The 20341-nt window shown below is 68.5% G+C and carries 15 protein-coding genes; 7 read left to right on the plus strand and 8 right to left on the minus strand.

The window, feature by feature from the left end:
• Positions 1-3: 3 nt before the first annotated feature.
• Positions 4-1008 carry an ABC transporter substrate-binding protein gene (locus tag BXA03_RS08320; RefSeq protein ID WP_076506052.1) on the minus strand — a complete coding sequence of 335 codons (1005 nt, stop codon included), beginning with the start codon at positions 1006-1008 and terminating at the stop codon, positions 4-6.
• A gap of 110 nt (positions 1009-1118) precedes the next feature.
• Between BXA03_RS08320 and BXA03_RS08325 the strand changes: the two genes are divergently transcribed.
• The 3 genes from BXA03_RS08325 (at position 1119) to rrtA (ending at position 5429) form a co-directional block, all read left to right on the plus strand.
• The gene (locus tag BXA03_RS08325; RefSeq protein ID WP_076506055.1) at positions 1119-2372 is read left to right on the plus strand and encodes an acyl-CoA dehydrogenase family protein; all 1254 of its coding nucleotides are present in this window, start codon (positions 1119-1121) and stop codon (positions 2370-2372) included.
• A gap of 290 nt (positions 2373-2662) precedes the next feature.
• Positions 2663-4765 carry a putative bifunctional diguanylate cyclase/phosphodiesterase gene (locus tag BXA03_RS08330; RefSeq protein ID WP_234983633.1) on the plus strand — a complete coding sequence of 701 codons (2103 nt, stop codon included), beginning with the start codon at positions 2663-2665 and terminating at the stop codon, positions 4763-4765.
• 133 nt (positions 4766-4898) lie between these two features.
• Positions 4899-5429, plus strand: coding sequence for a rhombosortase (rrtA, locus tag BXA03_RS08335; RefSeq protein ID WP_076506061.1), 531 nt, complete (start codon positions 4899-4901; stop codon positions 5427-5429).
• A gap of 115 nt (positions 5430-5544) precedes the next feature.
• Here rrtA and BXA03_RS08340 read toward each other — a convergent pair whose 3' ends face one another.
• The 6 genes from BXA03_RS08340 to BXA03_RS08365 form a co-directional block, all read right to left on the minus strand.
• Positions 5545-8439: an endo-1,4-beta-xylanase gene (locus BXA03_RS08340; RefSeq protein WP_083715961.1), complete on the minus strand. Its 2895-nt coding sequence runs from the start codon at positions 8437-8439 to the stop codon at positions 5545-5547.
• Positions 8440-8499: 60 nt separating this feature from the next.
• Positions 8500-9777, minus strand: a complete 1278-nt coding sequence (locus BXA03_RS08345; protein ID WP_076506067.1) for a TRAP transporter large permease subunit — start codon at positions 9775-9777, stop codon at positions 8500-8502.
• Entirely contained in the window at positions 9774-10388 is a 615-nt protein-coding gene (locus BXA03_RS08350; protein WP_076506069.1) for a TRAP transporter small permease, read from the minus strand. Before BXA03_RS08350 ends, BXA03_RS08345 begins: the two co-directional genes overlap by 4 nt.
• A gap of 31 nt (positions 10389-10419) precedes the next feature.
• Positions 10420-11634 (minus strand): fumarylacetoacetate hydrolase family protein, encoded by a 1215-nt coding sequence (locus BXA03_RS08355; RefSeq protein WP_076506072.1) that lies wholly within the window; start codon positions 11632-11634, stop codon positions 10420-10422.
• A 20-nt stretch (positions 11635-11654) separates the two neighbouring features.
• Positions 11655-13436 carry an IlvD/Edd family dehydratase gene (locus tag BXA03_RS08360; RefSeq protein WP_076506075.1) on the minus strand — a complete coding sequence of 594 codons (1782 nt, stop codon included), beginning with the start codon at positions 13434-13436 and terminating at the stop codon, positions 11655-11657.
• 83 nt (positions 13437-13519) lie between these two features.
• Complete coding sequence (locus BXA03_RS08365; RefSeq protein WP_076506077.1) at positions 13520-14539, minus strand: TRAP transporter substrate-binding protein; 1020 nt, start codon at positions 14537-14539, stop codon at positions 13520-13522.
• 149 nt (positions 14540-14688) lie between these two features.
• On the opposite strand from BXA03_RS08365, the gene BXA03_RS08370 reads away from it, so the two are divergent.
• On the plus strand, positions 14689-15687 hold the full coding sequence (locus tag BXA03_RS08370; RefSeq protein WP_076506722.1) for a LysR family transcriptional regulator: 999 nt from the start codon (positions 14689-14691) through the stop codon (positions 15685-15687).
• An 88-nt stretch (positions 15688-15775) separates the two neighbouring features.
• On the opposite strand, the gene BXA03_RS08375 is transcribed toward BXA03_RS08370, so the two are convergent.
• Positions 15776-16447, minus strand: a complete 672-nt coding sequence (locus BXA03_RS08375) for a TetR/AcrR family transcriptional regulator (RefSeq protein ID WP_076506080.1) — start codon at positions 16445-16447, stop codon at positions 15776-15778.
• A 237-nt stretch (positions 16448-16684) separates the two neighbouring features.
• Here BXA03_RS08375 and BXA03_RS08380 point away from each other — a divergent pair, with 237 nt between their 5' ends.
• From BXA03_RS08380 to BXA03_RS08390, 3 genes are read left to right on the plus strand one after another with little or no spacing between them, the layout of a single operon-like run.
• On the plus strand, positions 16685-17650 hold the full coding sequence (locus tag BXA03_RS08380; RefSeq protein ID WP_083715962.1) for a tripartite tricarboxylate transporter substrate binding protein: 966 nt from the start codon (positions 16685-16687) through the stop codon (positions 17648-17650).
• Complete coding sequence (locus BXA03_RS08385; protein ID WP_076506083.1) at positions 17650-18423, plus strand: cyclase family protein; 774 nt, start codon at positions 17650-17652, stop codon at positions 18421-18423. The genes BXA03_RS08380 and BXA03_RS08385 overlap by 1 nt, the downstream gene beginning before the upstream one ends.
• Before the next feature lie 15 nt (positions 18424-18438).
• Positions 18439-20130, plus strand: coding sequence for a CocE/NonD family hydrolase (locus BXA03_RS08390; protein ID WP_076506085.1), 1692 nt, complete (start codon positions 18439-18441; stop codon positions 20128-20130).
• Positions 20131-20341: the final 211 nt, after the last annotated feature.

The following is a 20341-nucleotide window of genomic DNA, read 5'->3' on the forward strand; positions in this document are numbered from 1 at the left end:
GCCTCAGGCCGCGGAAGGCGCGCCGGCACGCAGCGCGGCGTCGAAGCGCCGGTCCCACAGCGGGCGCACGTCGGCGGGGCCGTCCAGCACGCCCAGGCGCAGGAAGGTGTCCGCCACGTCCTGGTGGCTGCGCACGGCGGCATCGCTCACGCCCACCAGGGCGTAGTCGTCGCTGCGGCGGTTGAAGAGCTCGACGATGTCGCCGACCGGGATCCGGGTCTCGGCCGACTGCGTGCGCGCATAGGCCAGGAAGTTGCCGTTGACCCAGGCATAGGCCCGCTGCAGCCGCTGCAGGAAGTCGGCGATGGCGGCGCGGCGGCGTGCGTCCTCCAGCGAGCGCGGATTGGCATAGACCGGGAAGTTGCCCGACAGGTAGCCGACGCCCGTCTTGAGCACCCGCGCGCCATGCTGCAGCCGCGCGATCTGGCCGTTGTAGCCATAGATGGCCCAGGCATCGAGATCGCCGCGGGCGAAGGCCGAGAGGCCATCGGCCGGGCTCAGGTTGACGGCCTGGATGTCGTTGAAGGACAGGCCGGCCTCGGCCAGCTGCTTGGCCAGGAAATAGTGCGCCGTGGTGGCGCGCACATAGCCCACGCGCTTGCCCTTGAGGTCGGCGATGGACTGGATGGGTGCGTCCTTGCGGGCGACGGTGACCTGGTTGTTCAGGTCTTCATGGATGGCGGCCACCAGCCTGAGGTTGGCCTTCTGCCGCGCCGCGAACACGGGCGGGATCTCGCTGCCCGAGCCCAGGTCCAGCGCATCGCCGTTGATGGCCTCGATGTGCAGCACGCCGTTGTTGAGCTCGCGCCAGTCGATGCGGTAGGGCGCCTGCTGCAGGCCCGCGGCGTCGAGCAGGGCGCGCCAGTTGCCCTTGTAGGTGCCCACGCGCAGCGTGATGCCGGCGAGGTCGTTGCGGGTGGCGGCAAAGGCCGCGGCGGGCGCCAGGGCGGCGGCCTGCAGCAGGCGGCGGCGCGTGGCGCGGAAGGTGGGGGTCGAAGATCGCAGCATGGGGCCGAACCGTATCGGCGCGCGGCCTTCGCGTGAACGTCGGATTCCGAGTTTGGATATGCGCAAACGATGGTTCCTGCGCGCGCGGGGCGCCGCCACAGTGCGGTCCCATGAGTGCATTGCCCCAGACCCTGTACGCGTCCGCCTTCGAGGCGGACGCGGATTCACCTGCGCTTGCCGAGGCCGCGGCGCATGTCGACGACGCCACGCTGGCCGCGCTGACGCGGCGCTTCGCGGCCACGGCGGCCGACCATGACCTGGCTGGCCGCTTTCCGCACGACAACTTCGAGGAACTGCAACGCCTGGGCCTCATCGGCCTGGTGGCGCCCCCGGCTTGGGGCGGTGGCGGCGCCACGTTGACCGAGGCGCGCCGCGTGGTCGCGGCCGTGGCGGCCGGCGAGCCCGCCACCGCGCTGGTGCTGACCATGACCTACCTGCAGCACCAGGCCTTGCGTCATCCCGCCAGCCGCTGGCCGGCGCACCTGGGCGAGGCCGTGGCCCGCAGCGGCGCGCGTGAAGGCGCCCTGGTCAATGCGCTGCGCGTGGAGCCGCAGCTCGGCTCGCCCGCGCGCGGTGGCCTGCCGGGCACCGTGGCGCGGCGCGAGGGCGACGAATGGGTGATCGACGGCCACAAGCTCTACACCACCGGCATCGAGCGGCTGTCCTGGCTGCTGGTGTGGGGCCGCACCGATGAGCCCGAGCCGCGCGTCGGGTTCTTCCTGGTGCCTGGCATGGCACCTGGCGTGCGCACCATCGCCAGCTGGGACCACCTGGGGCTGCGTGCCTCGGGCAGTCACGAGGCGGTGCTCGAAGGTGTGCGCATTCCGGTGGACCATGCGGTGGACATCCGCACGGCCGCGCAGTGGGCGCCCCAAGCCGCGACCACCGCCGAGGCCGAGGCCTTCGCCCAGCAGCAGGCCTGGATGGCCACGCTGCTGGGCAGCCTGTATGACGCCGTGGCGCGCGCAGCGCGCGGCTGGCTGCTGGGCTTCCTGCGGTCGCGCGCCCCCGGCAGCCTCGGTGCGCCGCTGTCGTCGCTGCCGCGTGTGCAGGAGAAGGTGGGTGAGATCGAGGCCTTGCTGCACAGCAACCGCGTGCTGCTCGACGACCTGGCGGCGCGCACCGACGCTCGCGAGATCGCTGCGCCCGCACAAAGCGGGCTGGTCAAGCACACGGTGGTCACCAATGCCATCACCGCGGTTGAGCTGGCCCTGCAGCTCAGCGGCAACCACGGCCTCTCGCGCTTGAATCCGCTGGAGCGTCACCACCGGGACGTGTTGTGCGCACGCGTCCACACGCCGCAAAGCGATGCCGCACTCGTTGCCGCGGGTCGGCAGGTCCTTGCGGCGGCCCGAACCGGCTGATTGCGCCCGTCCCCGCGACCGCATCCGGCCGGGCGTCATTCATGCGTCTTCGGCCTACACGATTCTGCCCTCGGCCCTCTGAGAACTTCGTTCACGTCCGCTTAACATAGGTATCGGGCGCGGCGTCGCAGGGAGGTGTGCGGCGGCCATCGACTGAAAGACCGGCATGCCCAGCCACGGACAAGAGGGAAGGGCGCCAGAACGATGCCAACAACGATGCCCCGGCGATACCTGCGCGGCCGCCAGGTAGGCGGTCGTCTGTCAGATCCACGCGGAGCCGATCCGGCACCGTGCTGCAGTCCGTCGTCATGATGGCGGCCATCTACGATCCCTGGATCGTCGTCGCCTCCGTCGGTCTGGCCATCTTCACCTCCTTCGTGGCGCTGGACCTGGTCCAGCGCGTCAACGTGCGCGACCGTCTGATCGCCCGCACCTGGTGCGCGGGCGGCTCGCTCGTCATGGGCACGGGCATCTGGGCCTCGCACTTCGTGGGCATGAAGGCCCATTCCCTGCCGGTGCCGATCGGCTACAGCTACGGGCTCACCGGCCTGTCCTGGGTGGCCGCTGTGTGTGCCTCGGGTTTCCTGCTCTGGATGGTGCGGCGCGAGAGCGTGAGCCGCCTGGGCCTGCTGCTGTCGGCCACCGTCTTTGCACTGGGCGTCGGGGCCACCCACCATGTCGGGATGATGGCGCTGCAGATGGAGCCCGGTGCCCTCTGGGATCTGCGCCTGGTCGCCGCCTCCGTCGTGCTGCTATGGCTGGGTGGCTGGCTGGCCCTCTGGCTGTTCTTTCGCCAGCGCGCCGCGCCCCGGCGACGGGTGGTCCAGCTGGCGAGTGCCATGGGCATCGGGCTCACCCTCATCAGCGCGCACTACGTCAACATGCAGGGCGCGAGCTATCTGGACGGGAGCATCTGCCGCAGCGCCGACGAACTCGGGGGCGAAGGGCTGCTGATGATGATCATCGCCGCGACGGTGCTCATGCAGGTGCTCACCTTGACCACCTCGCTGCTCGACGCGCGGCTGCGTGGCCACGCGCAATCGCTGTCGCATTCGCTGCGCGAGGCCAACAGCCAATTGCAGGAGGCGACGGAGGAACTGCATCGGCGCGCGGTGCTGGATCCGCTCACCAACCTGCCCAACCGGGCCTTCTTCGACGAACGGCTGGAGGACGCCCGGGCCGGGGGCCTGCGCAAGCTGGCCGTCCTCTTCGTGGACCTGGACGGCTTCAAGCCGGTCAACGATTCCTTCGGCCATTCCCTGGGTGACAGCGTGCTGCGCGAGGTGGCCGACCGGGTGCGGCGCGTGCTGCGCACGGGCGACACCGTGGCACGGCTCGGCGGCGACGAGTTCGTCGTGTTGATGGAGCACGTGCTGCACACGGCGGACTGCAGCAACGTCGCCCGGCGCATCCTGGAGGCCATCGACCGGCCCTTCGGCCAGGTCGAGCCGGCGCTGCGCATCTCGGCCTCGGTCGGCATCGCCATGCATCCGGACCAGGGCCCCAAGACCTCGCTGCTGGCCCATGCCAATGCGGCCATGTATGCGGCCAAGCGTGCGGGGGGCGGGCACTACGCCTTCTTCGAGCCGCACATGATCACCAACGCGCATGAACAGCTGAGCCTGCAGACCGAGCTGCGCGACGCGATCGAGCGGGGCGAGCTGGTGCTGCACTACCAGCCCAAGATCGACAGCCGGCGCCGTGAGGTCGCCGGCGTGGAGGCGCTGCTGCGCTGGAACCACCCGGTGCGAGGCATCATCAGCCCGGGCGTGTTCATCCCCGTGGCCGAACGTTTCGGCCTGATCTGCCAGCTCGGCCACTGGGTGATCGAGGAGGCCTGCCGGCAGATGAAGGACTGGGACGCCGCGGGCCTGCCCATGCGCGTGGCCATCAACCTGTCGGCCCATCAGCTGCACGAGGCCGACCTGGTCGACCGCATCGGTGCCGCCCTGCAGCGCCACGGCGTCGCGCCCTCGCAGCTGCTGTGCGAGATCACCGAGACGGTGACCATGGAGGACGTGCGCGCCACGCAGGAGGTGTTCGGCCGGCTGGCCAGCATCGGCGTATTCATTGCGATCGACGACTTCGGCACGGGCTACTCCAGCCTGAGCTACCTGCGGCAGCTGCGGGCGCGCCAGCTCAAGATCGACCGCAGCTTCATCGGCGACCTGGAGACCAGCGCCGACGCCCGGGCCGTGGTGGACGCCGTCGTGCGCCTGGCCCATGCGCTGGGCCTGCGCGTGGTCGCCGAGGGCGTCGAGACCGCCGGGCAGCGCGACATCCTCGTGGGCATGGGCTGCGACGAGCTGCAGGGCTTCTTCTTTGCACGTCCGATGCCGGCGGACCAGATGCTGGTGTGGAGCCGGCGCCGGCCCTTGATGGCGCGGGGGTGAGGGTCAGTGGGGCGGCCTGAGCACCTCCCATGCGGCTTCATGGACCATGATCCGAATGCCTGAATGTGCTGTGCGATCTTCGCCGCGTCGATCCGCTTCGAGCTGGCTCGTCCCTGCGGCGCTCCTCGTCCTGATGCTGGCACTGCAGGCTGGCGGCGAGCCGATGTACGAAGCGCTGCGCTACGACCGCGTGCGCGTGCTCGAGGGCCAGGCCTGGCGCCTGTTGTCGGCGCATGCGGTGCATCTTGGCTGGGCCCACTGTCTGATGAATGCAGGCGGGCTGGCGCTGTGTGCCGCATTGGGGGCCGGCCAGCGCAGCGCGCGTGCTTGGGCTGCCGCGATCACGGCGCTGGCCTTGGGCGTGGGAGCGTTGCTGATGGTCGCGTCGCCCGCAACCCGGGACTATGCCGGTCTTTCGGGCGTGCTCTATGGCTTGTTCATCTGGGTGCTGGCGCCGCGCGCCTGGCGCGGGGACCGCTGGGCCTGGATCGGCCTGCTCGCAGTCGTCGCCCGTCTCGGCTGGCAGCTGGTCCAGGGGCCCGCGGGCATGCACAGTGCATGGATGGGCGGCGAGGTGATGGTCGAGGCGCATCTGTACGGCGCGCTCTGTGCGGTGGCGCTGTGCCTGGGACAGGAGACATGGCCCCGTTGGCGGCAGGCTTGATCCGTCTCGTCTGGGGGCCAGGCACATGCCCGGCCATGCGGGGGCATGGGTCGGGCATGGCGGGCGGCGCGGGCGTGTCCTGACCTTCTTCGCCAGGACCCCCGCTGCCCTCGTTTCAGTTCCGGCGTCGACGGGCGAGCGCCAGTGCGGCCAGGCCGGCGAGCACCAGCGCAAGGTCGCCGAAGTCCAGCGAGCCGCCTTTTCGGCTGAAGGGCGGCGCGATCGGCATCACCGCTGGCGTGGACTCCGCGCTGGGCGGTGTTGCCGGCGTGGTGGGCGTCGTGGGCGTGGTCGGCGCCTCGTCCACCGTATAGGAGGCGATGTCATAGGCGTAGAGTTTGACGCCGGTACCCTCCTTGGTGCCGTCCGCCTGCACGGCGACGAAGCCGCCGACGGCCCCCTGCCGCTGGCTGATGGCGTTGCCGGCATCACGGGCGGGGGTCTCACCGTCAGCCACTTCGGTCAACACGTGGTATTGCTTGACGCCGTCTTTCTCACTGTAGAGGAACAGCTTCATCTCGCCGCTGGTCGGATCGATGGGCGTGTTGAACCACACCGCCTGATCCAGGTTTCGTTCGGCGATCTGCGAGCCCTCCTGGCCGTTCGTCTGGCGCGTGATCAGCGACGTCCGACCCCCAACGGCGGTGCCCGCCGCACCGTTGCCCCTGAAGACGATTTGCGGATAGACGTTGGTCCCATGGATGAAGCTCTGCATCGTGTGCCCCTCCTGGTTCGCATACGGACCTGCGGCCGGGCTCTTCGCCTCTTCGAAGACGAACTTGAGGTTGTCCTGGGCCAGAGCGGGTTCGGTGTCGGGCGCATTGGTGTTTCGCGACGGCACGAGGATGTCGCCGCGCAGGATGACCGGCGTGCGTGACAGCGATTCGGGCGAAGCCGTGGTCGCCGGCTTGGACCTGTTGGTCAACGCAGCGGCCTGCTTCTTTCCATCGAAGACCGACTCGCCCGACACGACCATGTACGTCCGGCCCGGCTCGAATCGTGTGACGAGCCGCCAGGCCTTCTCCGTCGACGCATCCTTCTGCAGCTTCAGACCGAAGGGGCCCGCGATCGGGTCCTGCGGCAGGAGCACGAGCGTGGTGCGCCCATGTCTGGGTACCGCTCTCGTCTCGGCCACACCCGATGCCCTCGCCATGCCGTCGCTTCCATAGGACGTCTTGTACTGCTTGAACGGCGTCACGCCATCGCTGAAGCGGACCTCCGCATAGGAGTAGGGGGCCTCGAGCGCATTGGCCGCGTCCATCCATCCGACCGTCATCTTGCCGAAGGACAGGACGAACGTTGCGGTGTTCTCCACCGCGGTCGTGGCCGGCGCAGCGCCGCGCGCGGTCACCGTCACATGGCACGGCTTTCCGGGAACGACCGCACAGTCGGGCGGATTGAACTTCATGCTCTCCACGGCGAACCCGGCAGGCAGCGAAACGTTGGCCGCCGTGAAGGCGACGTTCCGGGTGCTGGCCGGCACGTTGATGTCCAGCATCGCCTGCGCGTTCTTGCCGCCCCAGGTCCGGGCCTTGAAGGTTTCCCCGCCGTAGCTGAAGGTGGCGGTGACCCCGTTGGGCGGCAGGCCCGCATCGATGAGGTATTGCTCGGGGTCCGTGGTGGCCCAGTACGCCTCCTTGGGCTGGCCGACGGCCGACCATGGGTACCCGTTGGTGTGATAGCCCGGGTCCGTCATGCCCCACCACGTCACGCGGTGCACGCCGCCCTTGTACTCGGGGTGGCGACCGCCCGGGCCGGCGGCGTACTCCTTGAGCAGGCTGAAGAGCTTCGCGTACTGGATGCCCTGCTCCTTGAACAGCGCGTCCATCTCGGGGCCGTTCTGGATCCGCTGGCCCTTGTCCAGGCCCAGCGTCGGTGCGAGATCCAGCTCGGTCAGATCGACATTCGCCCCGGTCTCGAGATAGGTCTTGATGGTGCGCTCGAACGCATCCAGGTTGAGCCGCATGTCCCAGTGGCCCTGCGTGCCGATGACGTCGACCAGCTGCCGGGGATTGCCCTTGGCGTCCAGCAGGACCCGACCTTTGCCGGCTGCGGACTCGGCCGCATACCGTTCGTTGAATTCCTTGACCATCGACGCGATGGCCATGGCCTTGGAAGCGCGCTCGTTGTCGTTGAAATCGTTGTAGTTCAGGATGGCTGTCGTGTTCTGGCGCGCGTGGTAGAACGCGTCGTACATGTACTCCCAGCTCTTGCCCCCTTTGGCGTAGGCCTGTGCCCAGCGGGAAGGCCGCTCTTCCGGGCTGTAGCCGGTGCGCAGGGCATTGCGCCAGTCGGCCGGGTTGTCGGGGTTGTCCTTGAAGGCCTCGTTGACCACGTCCCAGGCGTAGGTCTTGAACGGGGCCTGGTCGAAATGGCCAGCCACGGTCCGGATGTAGTACTCCAGATTGGTCTTGGCCGTCGCGTAGTCCCAGGGCGTTTCCCAGCCGCCTGTCGAGGTCAGCACGTTGGCGGCGGGCCACTGGGCCGACTGGTTGTGCCACACCAGCACATGCCCGGTGACCTTGACGTCGCGTGCATTGGCGGCGCTGATGTCGGCGTTGATGCCGGACGTCAGATTGGTCAGGAAACTCGGGTTGGTATTGCTGATCCCGCCGCTCCAGAACTCCGGCTTCAGCGCGTTGCTGGGCGTCACCGCATTGAAGTGCTTCACCGTCATGGCGGCCACGGAGTTCTCGCCCGGCACCACGTTCGTGGCGAAGTTGCTAGCGCTGAGATTGGTGCTGCCGATCAGGAAGTAGTTCTTGTAGACGTCCTTGAGCCCCGGCCAGCGGGCAGGGTCGGTGGGTCGCTCGGCCGCCAGGGCGCCGTGGGTCGCCACGAAGCCGGCCGCGAGGGCAACCAGCACCCGCCTGGCGTCGAGTCTTCCGGCCGTCCGCGCCGTCCTGCTGCCGACTGCGCCGGTTCGGGGGCGCCTGTCGGGCGGCCCGGCGTCAGACGCCGTTGTGCCCGGCCGCGGTGCGGCCGGAAGGGGTTCGAGGGTCAGATGCATGCTTGTCTCCTTTGATCGGGAAGAGGGATCTCTTCCCCTGTTGTCAATGCACTCGGCGCGTCAATAGAACCAGCGCAGCGGTGCCAGAACCACCTGCGGAAAGAGGACCATCAGGAACATCACCACGAACTGCGTGGCCATGAACGGCAGCACGCCGCGGGTCACCTCGTCCATCTTCATGCGGCCCACCCCGGCCACCACGTTGAGGATCGTGCCCACCGGGGGCGTGACCAGGCCGATGGCGTTGTTGATGATGAAGAGCACTCCGAAGTAGATGGGGTCGATGCCGGCGGCCTTGATCAGCGGCATCAGGACCGGCGTCATGATGAGGATGGTCGGCGTCATGTCCATCGCCGTGCCCACCACCATGACCAGCACCATGATGGCGATCATCAGCAGCGTCTGGTTGCCCAGCAGCGGGCGCAGCAGTTCCACGACCTGTTGCGGCAGATCGGCCACCGTGATGAGCCAGGCCGACACCATGGCGGCGGCCACCAGGAACATCACCACCGCCGTGGTGCGCGCCGCCGTGACGAAGATGTGCAGGAGCGCGCGCAGCGGCAGTTCGCGGTAGATCACGTTGGCCACGAAGAGCGCATAGACCGCGGCGACCACCGCCGCCTCGGTGGGCGTGAACACCCCCATGCGCAGGCCCACGAGGATGAACACCGGCAGCATCAGCGCCCAGACCGATTCGCGCGCGGCGGCCCAGATTTCGGCGCGCGACTTCCGGGGTGGCAGCACCAGCGTCTCCTTGCGGCCTATCCACCACCAGGTCAGCGCAAGGCCGGCGCCGATCAGGATGCCCGGGACGATGCCGGCGATGAACAGCTTGCTGATCGACACGTTGGCCGTGACGCCGAAGATGACGAAGCCGATGCTGGGCGGAATGATGGGGCCGATGACGCCGGCCGCGGCGATCAGGCCGCCCGACACCTCCTTCTTGTGCCCGGCCTTGATCATCATCGGCAGCAGCAGGGCCGTGAGGGCCGCGGCATCGGCCACGGCCGAGCCGGACAGGGCCGACAGCAGGCAGCCGGCGAGCACGACCACATAGCCGAGCCCACCCTTGACGTGGCCGACCAGCGCGAGCGCGAAGTTGACGATGCGCTGCGACAGCCCGCCCACGTTCATGATCTCGCCGGCCAGCATGAAGAAGGGCACGGCCAGCAGCGGGAAGCTGTCGGCGCCGTTGATGAAGTTCTGCGCCAGGATCTGGGCGTCGAACAGGTCCAGGTGCCACATCAGCGCGACGCCGCTGGCGAGCAGCGCATAGGCGATGGGGATGCCCAGCGCCATCGCACCGACGAGGCTGGCGAGGAAGATGAAGACGGTCATGGGCGCTGTCCGCCGGCCTTGCTGCCGGAGTGAGAGGGTTGGAAGAGGTCGTGGGCGGCGTCGTCGCGCGCGAGCTGGGCCTGCAGGGCCTCGAGCTCGGCCTGCTCTTCCGACTCCTTGACCATGACGAGTTCGCTCTCGCGGATGCGCCCGGTCAGCACCCTCGCCAGCTGCAGCAGGAGCAGCAGGCCGGCCAGCACCGAGAACACCACGCCCGAGGCGTAGAAGATGGCCACCGGGGCGCCGGTGACCGGCGCCTCCATGTCCATGTTCAGCCGCGCCTGCACCCAGCTGCCGGTGAGGAACAGCCAGGTCACGCAGAGCATCAGCAGGTGCCCCAGCACCAGGCAGACCTTCTTGCCCGTGGCGCTCAGGCGCGAGACCAGCATGTCCGTGCCCAGGTGGGCCCCGTCCCTGAGCGCGACGACGGCACCCAGGAAGCACAGCCAGACGAAAAGCCAGCGCGACAGTTCCTCGCTGACCGCGATGCCGGAGTTGAGGACGTAGCGCAGGACCACGTTGCCGAACACCAGCAGCACCATGAGGGCGAGCGCGGCGGCGATCAGGAGGTCGATGGCGCGGCAGAAGCGCGTGATGGTGGTGTCGATCATGGGCAGCTCCGGGCGGTGCTCGACGCGGCCATCACAGCCGCGCCCCTTGCAGCAGGCCGCGGTCGGCCAGGTTGCGGATCAGCGCGCGCAGGCCGAACTGCCAGGGCGGCGCCGCCTCGCAGTGCATCACCCGGTTCTGCAGGCGACCCAGCCAGCGGCTGTGGATGGTCACCACGTCGCCCACCTTGTGGGTGAAGCCGGCGCCGGGCTCGTCACGGTCCTCGACCGGTGCGAACAGCGTGCCCAGGAACAGCATGAAGCCGTCGGGATACTGGTGGCAGGCCATCGTCTGGTCCACCAGCTCCTCGGGCGCACGGCTGATGCTGGCCATGGTGTTGATGCCGCGCAGCAGGTAGCCGTCCTCGCCGCTCACCTCCAGGTGCACCGTCTCGCTGCGCAACTGCTCCAGGGCGAAGCCCTCGTCGAAGAGGCGGATGAAGGGGCCGATGGCGCAGGACGCGTTGTTGTCCTTGGCCTTGCCCAGCAACAGCGCGCTGCGGCCTTCGATGTCGCGCAGGTTGACGTCGTTGCCCAGCGCGGCACCGACGATGGCGCCGCGGCTGTTGACGGCCAGCACCACCTCGGGCTCGGGGTTGTTCCAGGTCGACTCGGCGCGGATGCCGATGGCCTGGCCGTGGCCGACCGATGCCAGCACGGGTGCCTTGGTGAAGACCTCCGCGTCGGGCCCGATGCCCACCTCCAGGTACTGCGACCACAGGTTCTTCTGCTGCAGCAGGCGCTTCAGCGCCTGCGCCTGGGCCGAGCCCGGCCGGATGTCGGACAGGTCGGTGCCGATCAGGGCCATGACCTGCCCGCGCAGTGCCAGCGCGCGGCTGGCGTCGCCGCCGGCCTGCTCTTCGATCACGCGCTCGATCATGCTGGCGGCGAAGGTCACGCCGGCGGCCTTGACCACCTGCAGGTCGCACGGCGCCAGCAGCCAGGGCAGGGCCGGGTCCCGGCCTTCGGCCCGGCTGTTGTCGAGCAGCGCCTCGACGCTGCACAGATATTGGCCCTCTGCCGCGCGCACCGCCTGTGCCGGATGTTCGCTTTCGAGCAGCGTGCTCATGGTGGCGAAGTGGCGGCTCAGGTCGAACACGCCGTCGGGGCGCAGGGCCACCACGGCCGGGCCGGCCGGCGTGCCGGCGCACCAGGCACGGGCCACGAGCGTGCCGGCCAGGCCGTCCATCGGCAGCACGGCGTGCAGGGCAGGGCTGCGCTCCGGCAGGGCCGTCGTTGTCACAGTCATTCAGATTTCCTTGGGCGTGGTCAGTGGTTGTGGCGCGGCGTGCGCTCGGCGATGCGGCGGTACTTCAGGGCCATGTCCAGCGTGGCGCCGTCCACCAGCTGTCCGGTGTTGCGCCGGTACATCTCTTCCCAGGGGGACTGGCTCGGCGGCAACTGCGGCGCGGGCAGTTCGCGCTGGCGCCGGGCGATCTCCTCGTCGGACACCAGGGCGTCGCAGCGGCGGGCATTGAGATCGACACGGATCACATCGCCGGTCATGAGCCAGCGCAGGCCGCCGCCCACGGCGCTTTCGGGCGACACGTTCAGGATCGAGGGGCTGTCGGCCGTGCCGGACTGGCGTCCGTCGCCAAGGGTCGGCAGCGCCTGGATGCCGCGCTGGATCAGGGCATCGGGCGGCTGCATGTTGACCACCTCCGCCGAGCCCGGCCAGCCGATGGGACCGGCGCCGCGCATCACCAGGATGCAGCCTTCGTCGATCTCGAGCGCCGGATCGTTGATGCGGGCGTGGTAGTCGTCGGCGCCATCGAAGACCACCGCGCGCGCCTCGAACACGTCCTCGTGGCCCGGCCGGCTCAGGTAACGCTCGCGGAAGCTTCGCGAGATGACCGAGGTCTTCATGATGCCGAAGTCGAAGAGATTGCCGCTCAGCACCAGGAAGCCCGCATTGGCCATCAGCGGCGCGTCGAAGGGGCGGATGACTTCGCGATCGGTGCTTTCGCGTCCCTGGACGTTCTCGCCCACGGTCTTGCCGGTCACGCTGGCGCAGTCGCCGTGCAGGCGGCCGGCCTGCTGCAGTTCCCACATCAGCGCCGGCACGCCGCCGGCGCGGAAGAAGCGCTCGCCCAGGAACCTGCCGGCGGGCTGCATGTCCAGCAGCAGCGGGAGGTCGTAGGCATGGTCCGTCCAGTCCTGCGGCCGCAGCTCCACGCCGGCGTGGCGGGCCATGGCCATGATGTGCACCTGTGCATTGCTGGAGCCGCCCGCGCAACTGACCACCGACAGGGCGTTGAGGAAGCTCTCGCGGCTGAGGATGCGCGAGGGCCGCAGGTCCTCGAAGGCCATGCCGACGATGCGCCGGCCCGTCTCGTAGGCCATCTGGCCGCGTTCACGGTAGGGCGCCGGGATGGCGGCGCAGCCCGGCAGCGCAAGGCCCAGCGCCTCGGCGACGGCATTCATCGTCGACGCCGTCCCCATGGTGTTGCAGTGCCCCGCCGAAGGCGCACTGCTGCAGGCGCGCTGGAGGAACTCCTCCTCGTCGATCTCGCCGGCCGCCAGTTGCCGGCGGCTGCGCCAGATCACCGTGCCCGAGCCCACCAGCTCGCCGCCATGCCAGCCGTCGAGCATGGGACCACCCGACAGCACGATGGCCGGGATGTCCACGGTGCTCGCGGCCATGATGCCCGCCGGCGTGGTCTTGTCGCAGCCGGTGGTCAGCACCACGGCGTCGATGGGATAGCCGTACAGGATCTCGACCAGGCCCAGGTAGGCCAGGTTGCGGTCCAGGGCGGCGGTGGGGCGGCGGCAGTTCTCGAAGATGGGGTGCACGGGGAACTCCATCGGAATGCCCCCGGCATCGCGGATGCCGTCGCGCACACGACGCGCCAGGTCCAGGTGGATGCGGTTGCACGGCGACAGATCGCTGCCGGTCTGCGCAATGCCGATGATGGGCCGGCCCGAACGCAGTTCGGCGGGTGTCAGTCCGTAGTTCATGAAGCGCTCCAGATAGAGCGCCGTCATGTCGGAGCGATGGGGGTCTGCAAACCATTCGCGCGAGCGAAAGCTGCGACCAGCTCTGTTGTTCATGGCTGTCGACGTCGGAAGGGGAGGATCGATGGAAGCGGCCGCATGGCCGCCTCCAACCCGCGGGGCAGGCTTGCCCGAGGGACTTACTTGCTGTCCGTGGTGCTGCCGCGCACCTTGGCGAGTTCGCCGTTCATCTCAGCGGTGGTGTCCTCGCCGTATTCCTTGCTGAACTTGGCCAGCACCGGCTGCAGCTTGCTGCGCATCCTGGCCTGCTCTGCGGGCGGCAATTCGGTGATCTGCATGCCGGCCTTCTTCAGGTCGGCCAGGGCCGTGTCGGAGAAGGCGCGGATGGTCTTGCGCTCATACAGCATGGCTTCCTTCGCCGCGTCCTGCACGATCTTCTGCTCCTCGGCCGAAAGGCCGTCCCACGTCTTCTTGGACATCAGCAGCACCCAGGCGCTGTACATGTGCCGCGACAGCACGAGGTGCTTCTGCACTTCGTAGAACTTGCTGGCCAGGATGGTGGCCGGCGGGTTCTCTTGCCCATCCACCGCCGCCTGCTCCATTGCCGTGTACAGCTCGGTGAAGGGCATCGGCGTGGCATTGGCGCCCAGTGCGTTGAAGGTTTCGAGGAACAGCGGACTCTGGATCACGCGCAGCTTCAGGCCGCTCAGGTCGTCGGCGCGCTGCACCGGCCGGCGCGAGTTGGTGACATGACGGAAGCCGTTCTCCCAGTAGCCCAGGCCGATCAGGCCCTTCTCCGGCAGTTTGGCCAGCAGCTTCTGGCCGAAGGTGCCGTCCAGCACGGCGTCGGCTTCCTTCTCGTTGTTGAAGGTCATGGGCAGGTTCAGCACGCCGAAGGGCTTGACCAGCGACACCAGCGTGGAGCTGTCGGGGATCGTCATCTCCAGCGTGCCGCCGCGCAGGGCCGAGGTCATGCTGAGGTCGTTGCCCAGCGATCCGCTGGCATAGACCCGCGCTGTCAGCTTGCCGCCGCTCTTGGCCGCCAGGCGGTCGGCGAAGTACTTGAGCGCCTGGGCCTGCGGATGGTCCTCGCTGAGGCCGGTGCCGATCTTGAATACGTGCTCCTTGACCTGCGCAAAGGCGGAGCCGGCCAGTGCGGCCAGCAGCACAGTCGCCAGGCCCAGTGATCTGATCTTCATGATGTCTCCAGAATGGAATATGCAGTGGCGCGGCGACTTTGCCGCGATGCGCCGGCCCTCTGTGGAGCCGTACTCGACGCATCCGAAGGCTAGGTGACGGCCATCTGACGGTCCACTGACTTTTTCGCTAGCATCCATTCCAAATGCTGATGAGTTCAGACTCGACGTCCGGTAAATCCACGCTGCTGGCGCAAGTCTCCCGTCTGCGTTTCCGGCATCTGCAGTTCCTCGACATCCTCGGCAAGACGCGCAATCTGCGCCTGACGGCCGAGCAGATGTACATCACGCAGCCCGCGGCCACCAAGGTGCTGGTGGACATCGAAGAGATGCTGGAGGCGCGCCTGTTCGATCGCCTGCCGCGTGGCATGCAGCCGAACGAACTGGGCCTGTTCACGCTGCGTTATGCGCACTCCGCGCTGGACGGCCACCGCCGGTTCGTGGACGAGTTCAGCACCTTGAAGCAGGGCGGGCATGGCCACCTGACCATCGGCGCCATCTCGGGCTCCGCGGCACACCTGCTGATCGCCGCGGTGGCCGAGCTGCAGCGCCTGCGGCCGCTGCTGGTGGTGAAGGTGCTCGAACAGAGCAGCGACCAGCTCATCGTATGGCTGGCCGAACGCAAGATCGACGTGATGATCGGCCGCTTCACGGAAGAGGTGCATCGCGACCAGTTCCACTACGAGAACCTGAGTGGCGAAATGCTGCAGATCACCGCGGGGGTGCATCACCCGTTGCGCGGACCGAATGCGCCCTCGCTGAGGGAGCTGTCGAACTGGCCGTGGATCCTCTATCCGCCCTCCACCGCGCTGCGCAGGGTGTCGGACGACATCTTCAGCAGCACCGGCCTGTCGCTCACCTCGGGCATCGTCGAGACGCCGTCCTTCCTGTTCGCCCTGGAGTTGATGCAGAGCACCACGATGCTGTCGCTGCAGCCGGCGGCCCTGGTGGACAAGTACGTGCGGCGGGGGCTGCTCACGCGCATCGCGGCCGATCTCCCCAATCGCATGCCCGATTTCGGCCTGATCACGCTGCAGGGCGAGCCGCCGAGCACGGCCGTGCTGGCCTTCATGGACGTGATCCGCAACATGGCCAACCAACAGGCCGGGGCGACGCCGTCTTCGGGCCCGGACCGGACGGCGACGGGCTGAGGCGCCCCTCGCCAGCAGTCGGATGGGGCCTGCCAGCCCCGGCTCCTGCGCGCGCCGCAGTGGCCATTGCCGGGGACTGTCCGGATCCTTACGGACCTGACACCGGCGCCCGCAGGCCGCCCACGATGAAGTCCACCAGCGCGGCTTCCATGGTCTGCAGGTCTTCGCTCGCGGCCTTCTTGCCGGCAAGGCGTTGCAGGCGCTGCGCGCGGCCACGGTCGCTGAGCGACAGGACGACGGTGCTGACCATCAGCATGTAGCGCATCGCCATGACGCCGGCTGGCACCTCGGGCAGGGCCTGCAACAGGGCGGCCACGAACTTCTTGGCCATGGGATCGAAATGCTTGCCCACCACGCGCTCGGTCATGGGCGAAGGCGACAGCCGATGCTTGAGGATCAGCTGGGCAAGCAGCCGGCCCTCGGTCGACGCCTCCGGTCCGACATAGGGGGCGACGAAGGCCCGCACGATCGCGCCCACCGCGGGCTTTCGCGCGGCCTGGGCGGCACCCGCCGTGATGGCGTCGAGCGCCATCACGCGCTGCGCATTGAGGCGCTCGGACAGTTCGCCGAACACTGCCTCCGCCAGGGCTTCAGTGCTGCCGAAGTGGTAGTGCACCGCGGCGACATTCACGCCCGCATCGGTGGTCAATGCGCGCACCGGCACGCCGTCGATGCCGTTCTGTGCGTACAGCTTGAGCGCCGAATCGATGATCTTCTGCCGGGTGATCCTGTCGGGCGGAAGGCTGCGGGGTGCTGCCATGGGCGTGGTCGTGTGGTCTGGGATGCCCGGTCAAGCCGGCGGATGCGGCGTGCGGGCCGCGGCGATTCTGCCTCAGCACTGCGTGCAGCCGGTGGAAGAGAAGTCATCGTCCGACGCGAATCACGCCGCCGAAAACATTCGATTGAAACAAGCGTTTGAATCGCCTAGACTGGCGCGGCCGGCCGATGACTGCGGGACCGGGCTCACGCGCCGCAGGCGCCCAGAAGGAGACAAGCGATGCTGAACCGAAGAGAGGCCCTCGCCGGCCTCGCCGCCGGCCTGGCGGTGCCGATGACGCAGGCCGCGTCGAACCTGCCCGACATGCTGAGGATCGTGATGCCCTTCCCGGCAGGCGGCGCCCTCGACGGCATGACCCGCATCTTTGCCGACACCTACCAGAAGGTCACGGGCCGGACCTGCCTCGTCGACAACAAGCCCGGCGCGGCCACCACCATCGGCGCGGCCGAGGTGTCGCGGGCCCGGCCCGACGGCTCCGTCGTGCTGTGGACCACCGGCGGGCACCTGACCAACGGCGTGCTGATGAAGAAGCTGCCCTACCACCCCATCGATGGCTTCACGCCGCTGACGATGGTCTATTCCACCTACGGCTTCGCCCTGCTGCACCGGGCCGACGGCCCCTTCAACAGCGTGGCCGACTTCGTCGCGGCCGCCAAGAAGCAGCCAGGCCGGTTCAGCTACGCTTCTGCGGGCAACGGCAACACGACGCACGTGGTGGGCGCGCTCTTCGCCAGACAGGCCGGCATCGAGCTCATCCATGTGCCCTACAAGGGCACGCCGCTCACGGACCTGATCAGCGGCGTGGTCGACGTGTCCTTCATCGCGCCGTCGTCGGTGATGCAGTACATCGAGGCGCGCAAGATCAAGGCGCTGGCCATCACCGGCGCGCAGCGCGCCGACACGCTGCCCAACGTGCCCACCTTCGCGGAGCTGGGCATGCCCGAGATCGACGTGCCCGCGTGGATCGGCATGCTCGCCCCACCGCGGATGCCGCCCGACGTGCTCGCCGCGCTGTACGACGGCGTCGCCAAAACCCTGGCCGATGCCGAGTTCAAGTCGAAGATGGTGGCCTTCGGCAACCAGGTGTCGGGCATGCCGCCGGAGCGCTTCAAGGCCTACCTGCAGCAGGAATACGCGCGCTACCAGCGCATCCTTCCGCCCCTCGGCATCGAAATGGACGCCTGATGTTCAAGCGCATCGTGGACCTCTCCATCTACCTGGAGAACGACGTCATCTCCGATCCACCGGCCTTCGCGCCGCGGATCCACTACATGGACCACCAGCAGAGCTTCAGCCGGCTGTCGCAGTTCTTTCCGGGCCTCAAGCCCGGGGATCTGCCCGACGGCGAGGCCTGGGCCGTGGAGAAGGTCGAGCTCAGCACGCACAACGGCACGCACCTGGATGCGCCCTGGCATTTCGCGTCGACCATGAACCACGGCGAGCCAGCGATCACCATCGACCAGGTGCCGCTGGAATGGTGCATGCAGCCCGGCGTGAAGCTGGACTTCCGGCATTTCGAGGACGGCTACATCGTGCAGCCTGAGGACGTGCAGGCCGAGCTCGACCGCATCGGCCACACGCTGCAGCCGCTGGAGATCGTGATGATCAACACCCGCGCCGGCAGCCGCTATGGCCAGCCCGACTTCGTGCAGGCCGGCTGCGGCATGGGCTATGCGGCCACCATGTACCTGCTGGAGCGCGGCATCCGCGTGACCGGCACCGATGCCTGGAGCTGGGACGCACCCTTCCAGTACACCGCCGAGCGCTATCGGCGCGACGGCGATGCGGCCATCATCTGGGAAGGCCACAAGGCCGGCCGTGACATCGGCTACTGCCACCTCGAGAAGCTGCACAACCTCGAGGCCCTGCCGCCCGATGGCTTCTTCGTGTCCTGCTTTCCGGCCAAGGTCCGCGGCGGCTCGGCCGGCTGGACCCGCGCCGTGGCGCTGTTTCAGTAAGGAGATCGTTCCGCGATGATCGTCGAGAAGAACGTCAGCATCCGTCTGCAGGACGGCACCGAACTCAAGGCCAACGTGTTCCGTCCGGAGGGCGGCGCGCCGGTGCCCGTGCTCATGACGCACGGCCCCTATGGCAAGGACCTGCATTTCGAGGATGGCTTCAAGCCGCAGTGGGACGAGCTCAAACGGCTCTATCCGGGCCTGGACACCGAAGGCAGCTCCGGCCGCTACCTGCGCTGGGAGGTGGCCGACCCGGAGCGCTGGGTGCCCTGGGGCTATGCCCTGGTGGTGGTGGACAGCCGCGGCGCGGGCGAGTCGCCGGGCAAGCTCTGGGTCTGGTCGCCGCAGGAGACGCGCGACTATGCCGAGTGCATCGAATGGGCCGGCACCCAGCCCTGGTGCAGCGGCAAGGTGGGCCTGCTGGGCATCTCCTACTACGCCATGAACCAGTGGCAGGTGGCGGCGCTGCGGCCGCCTCACCTGGCCGCCATGTGCCCGTGGGAAGGCGCCAGCGACCTGTACCGCGACGCCAGTCACCATGGCGGCATCTTCGGCAACTTCTTCTTCGAGTTCTGGTTTCCCAAGCAGATCATGTCGGTGCAGAACGGCCATGCGGCCAGCCCCTTCGTCGACCGCGAGACCCAGATGCAGATGACCGGCGAGCTGCTCAGCCGCGAACGGGTCGAGGCCAACCGTGTCGACGTGATCGAGGAGTTCCGCGCGCATCCCTTCGAGGACGACTGGTACCGCGCCCGCACGGCGCGGCTGGCCGACATCGAGGTGCCGCTGCTGTCGGCCGGAAACTGGGGCGGCATGGGCCTGCACCTGCGCGGCAACGTCGAAGGCTTCCTGGGCGCCGGCTCGTGTCAGAAGTGGCTGCAGATGCATGGCGGCACGCACTGGGAGTCCTTCTACCTGCCGCAGTACGTGCAGATGCAGAAGCGCTTCTTCGACCACTTCCTCAAGGGCGAGGCCAACGGCTGGGATGCGCAGCCGCCGGTGCTGCTGGAGGTGCGGCATCCCGAGCACTTCGAGCAACGCACCGAGAGCGAATGGCCGCTGGCCCGCACGCAATGGACACCGCTCCATCTGGATGCGCAGACGCTGACGCTGTCGGCCGACCCCGTTGCCACGCAATCGCACACGACCTACCCGGCGCCGGGGCGCGGCGTGGAGTTCACCAGCGCGCCGATGGCCGTGGCGAGCGAATTCACCGGGCCGGTGTCGCTGGTGCTGTGGGTTCGCGCCACCTGCACCGACATGGACCTGTTCGTCACCCTGCGCGCCTATGCGCCGGATGGCAAAGAGGTGCTGTTCCGCGGCGCCACCGATCCGCAGGTGCCTGTGGCTCAGGGCTGGCTGCGCGTGTCGCACCGGCGGACGGACCCGGCGCGGTCACGACCGGGCCGGCCCTTCCACACCCACACCGAGGCCGACCCCATGGTGCCCGGCGCCGACTACCGCGTGGAGGTGGAGATCTGGCCCACCTCCATCGTGCTGCCGGCGGGCTACCGACTGGCGGTGCGCGTGGATGCGCAGGACTTCGAGCGCGAAGGCGCCACAGGGCCGCGCAAGGGCTCGGGGCCCTTCCTGCACACGGATCGCAGCGACCGGCCGGCGGAGAGATTTCTCGGGGAGAACACGCTGCTCACGGGCGGGTGGTATGACTCGCACTTGATGCTGCCGCTTGTTCCGGCGCGCGGGTAGGCGGTCGCAGGCAGCACGTTGACCGACGTGCTGATCGCAAGGCTGGCAAGCCTGTCGCGAATGGCGAATGAGCGCTGCGAGGGGCCTTACTCGTTTTCCGCATGACCACCTGCGAACACGGTCGTTCGCATCGGGAGGCAGGCTGCCCAGAATCGGCACCATCGACAGCCCACCCCACGACTGACCGATGGCGCCGCGCCAGCCGCGATGC

This window comes from Pseudacidovorax sp. RU35E (assembly GCF_900156165.1).
In the GTDB taxonomy this organism is placed as follows: Bacteria; Pseudomonadota; Gammaproteobacteria; order Burkholderiales; family Burkholderiaceae_C; genus Xenophilus.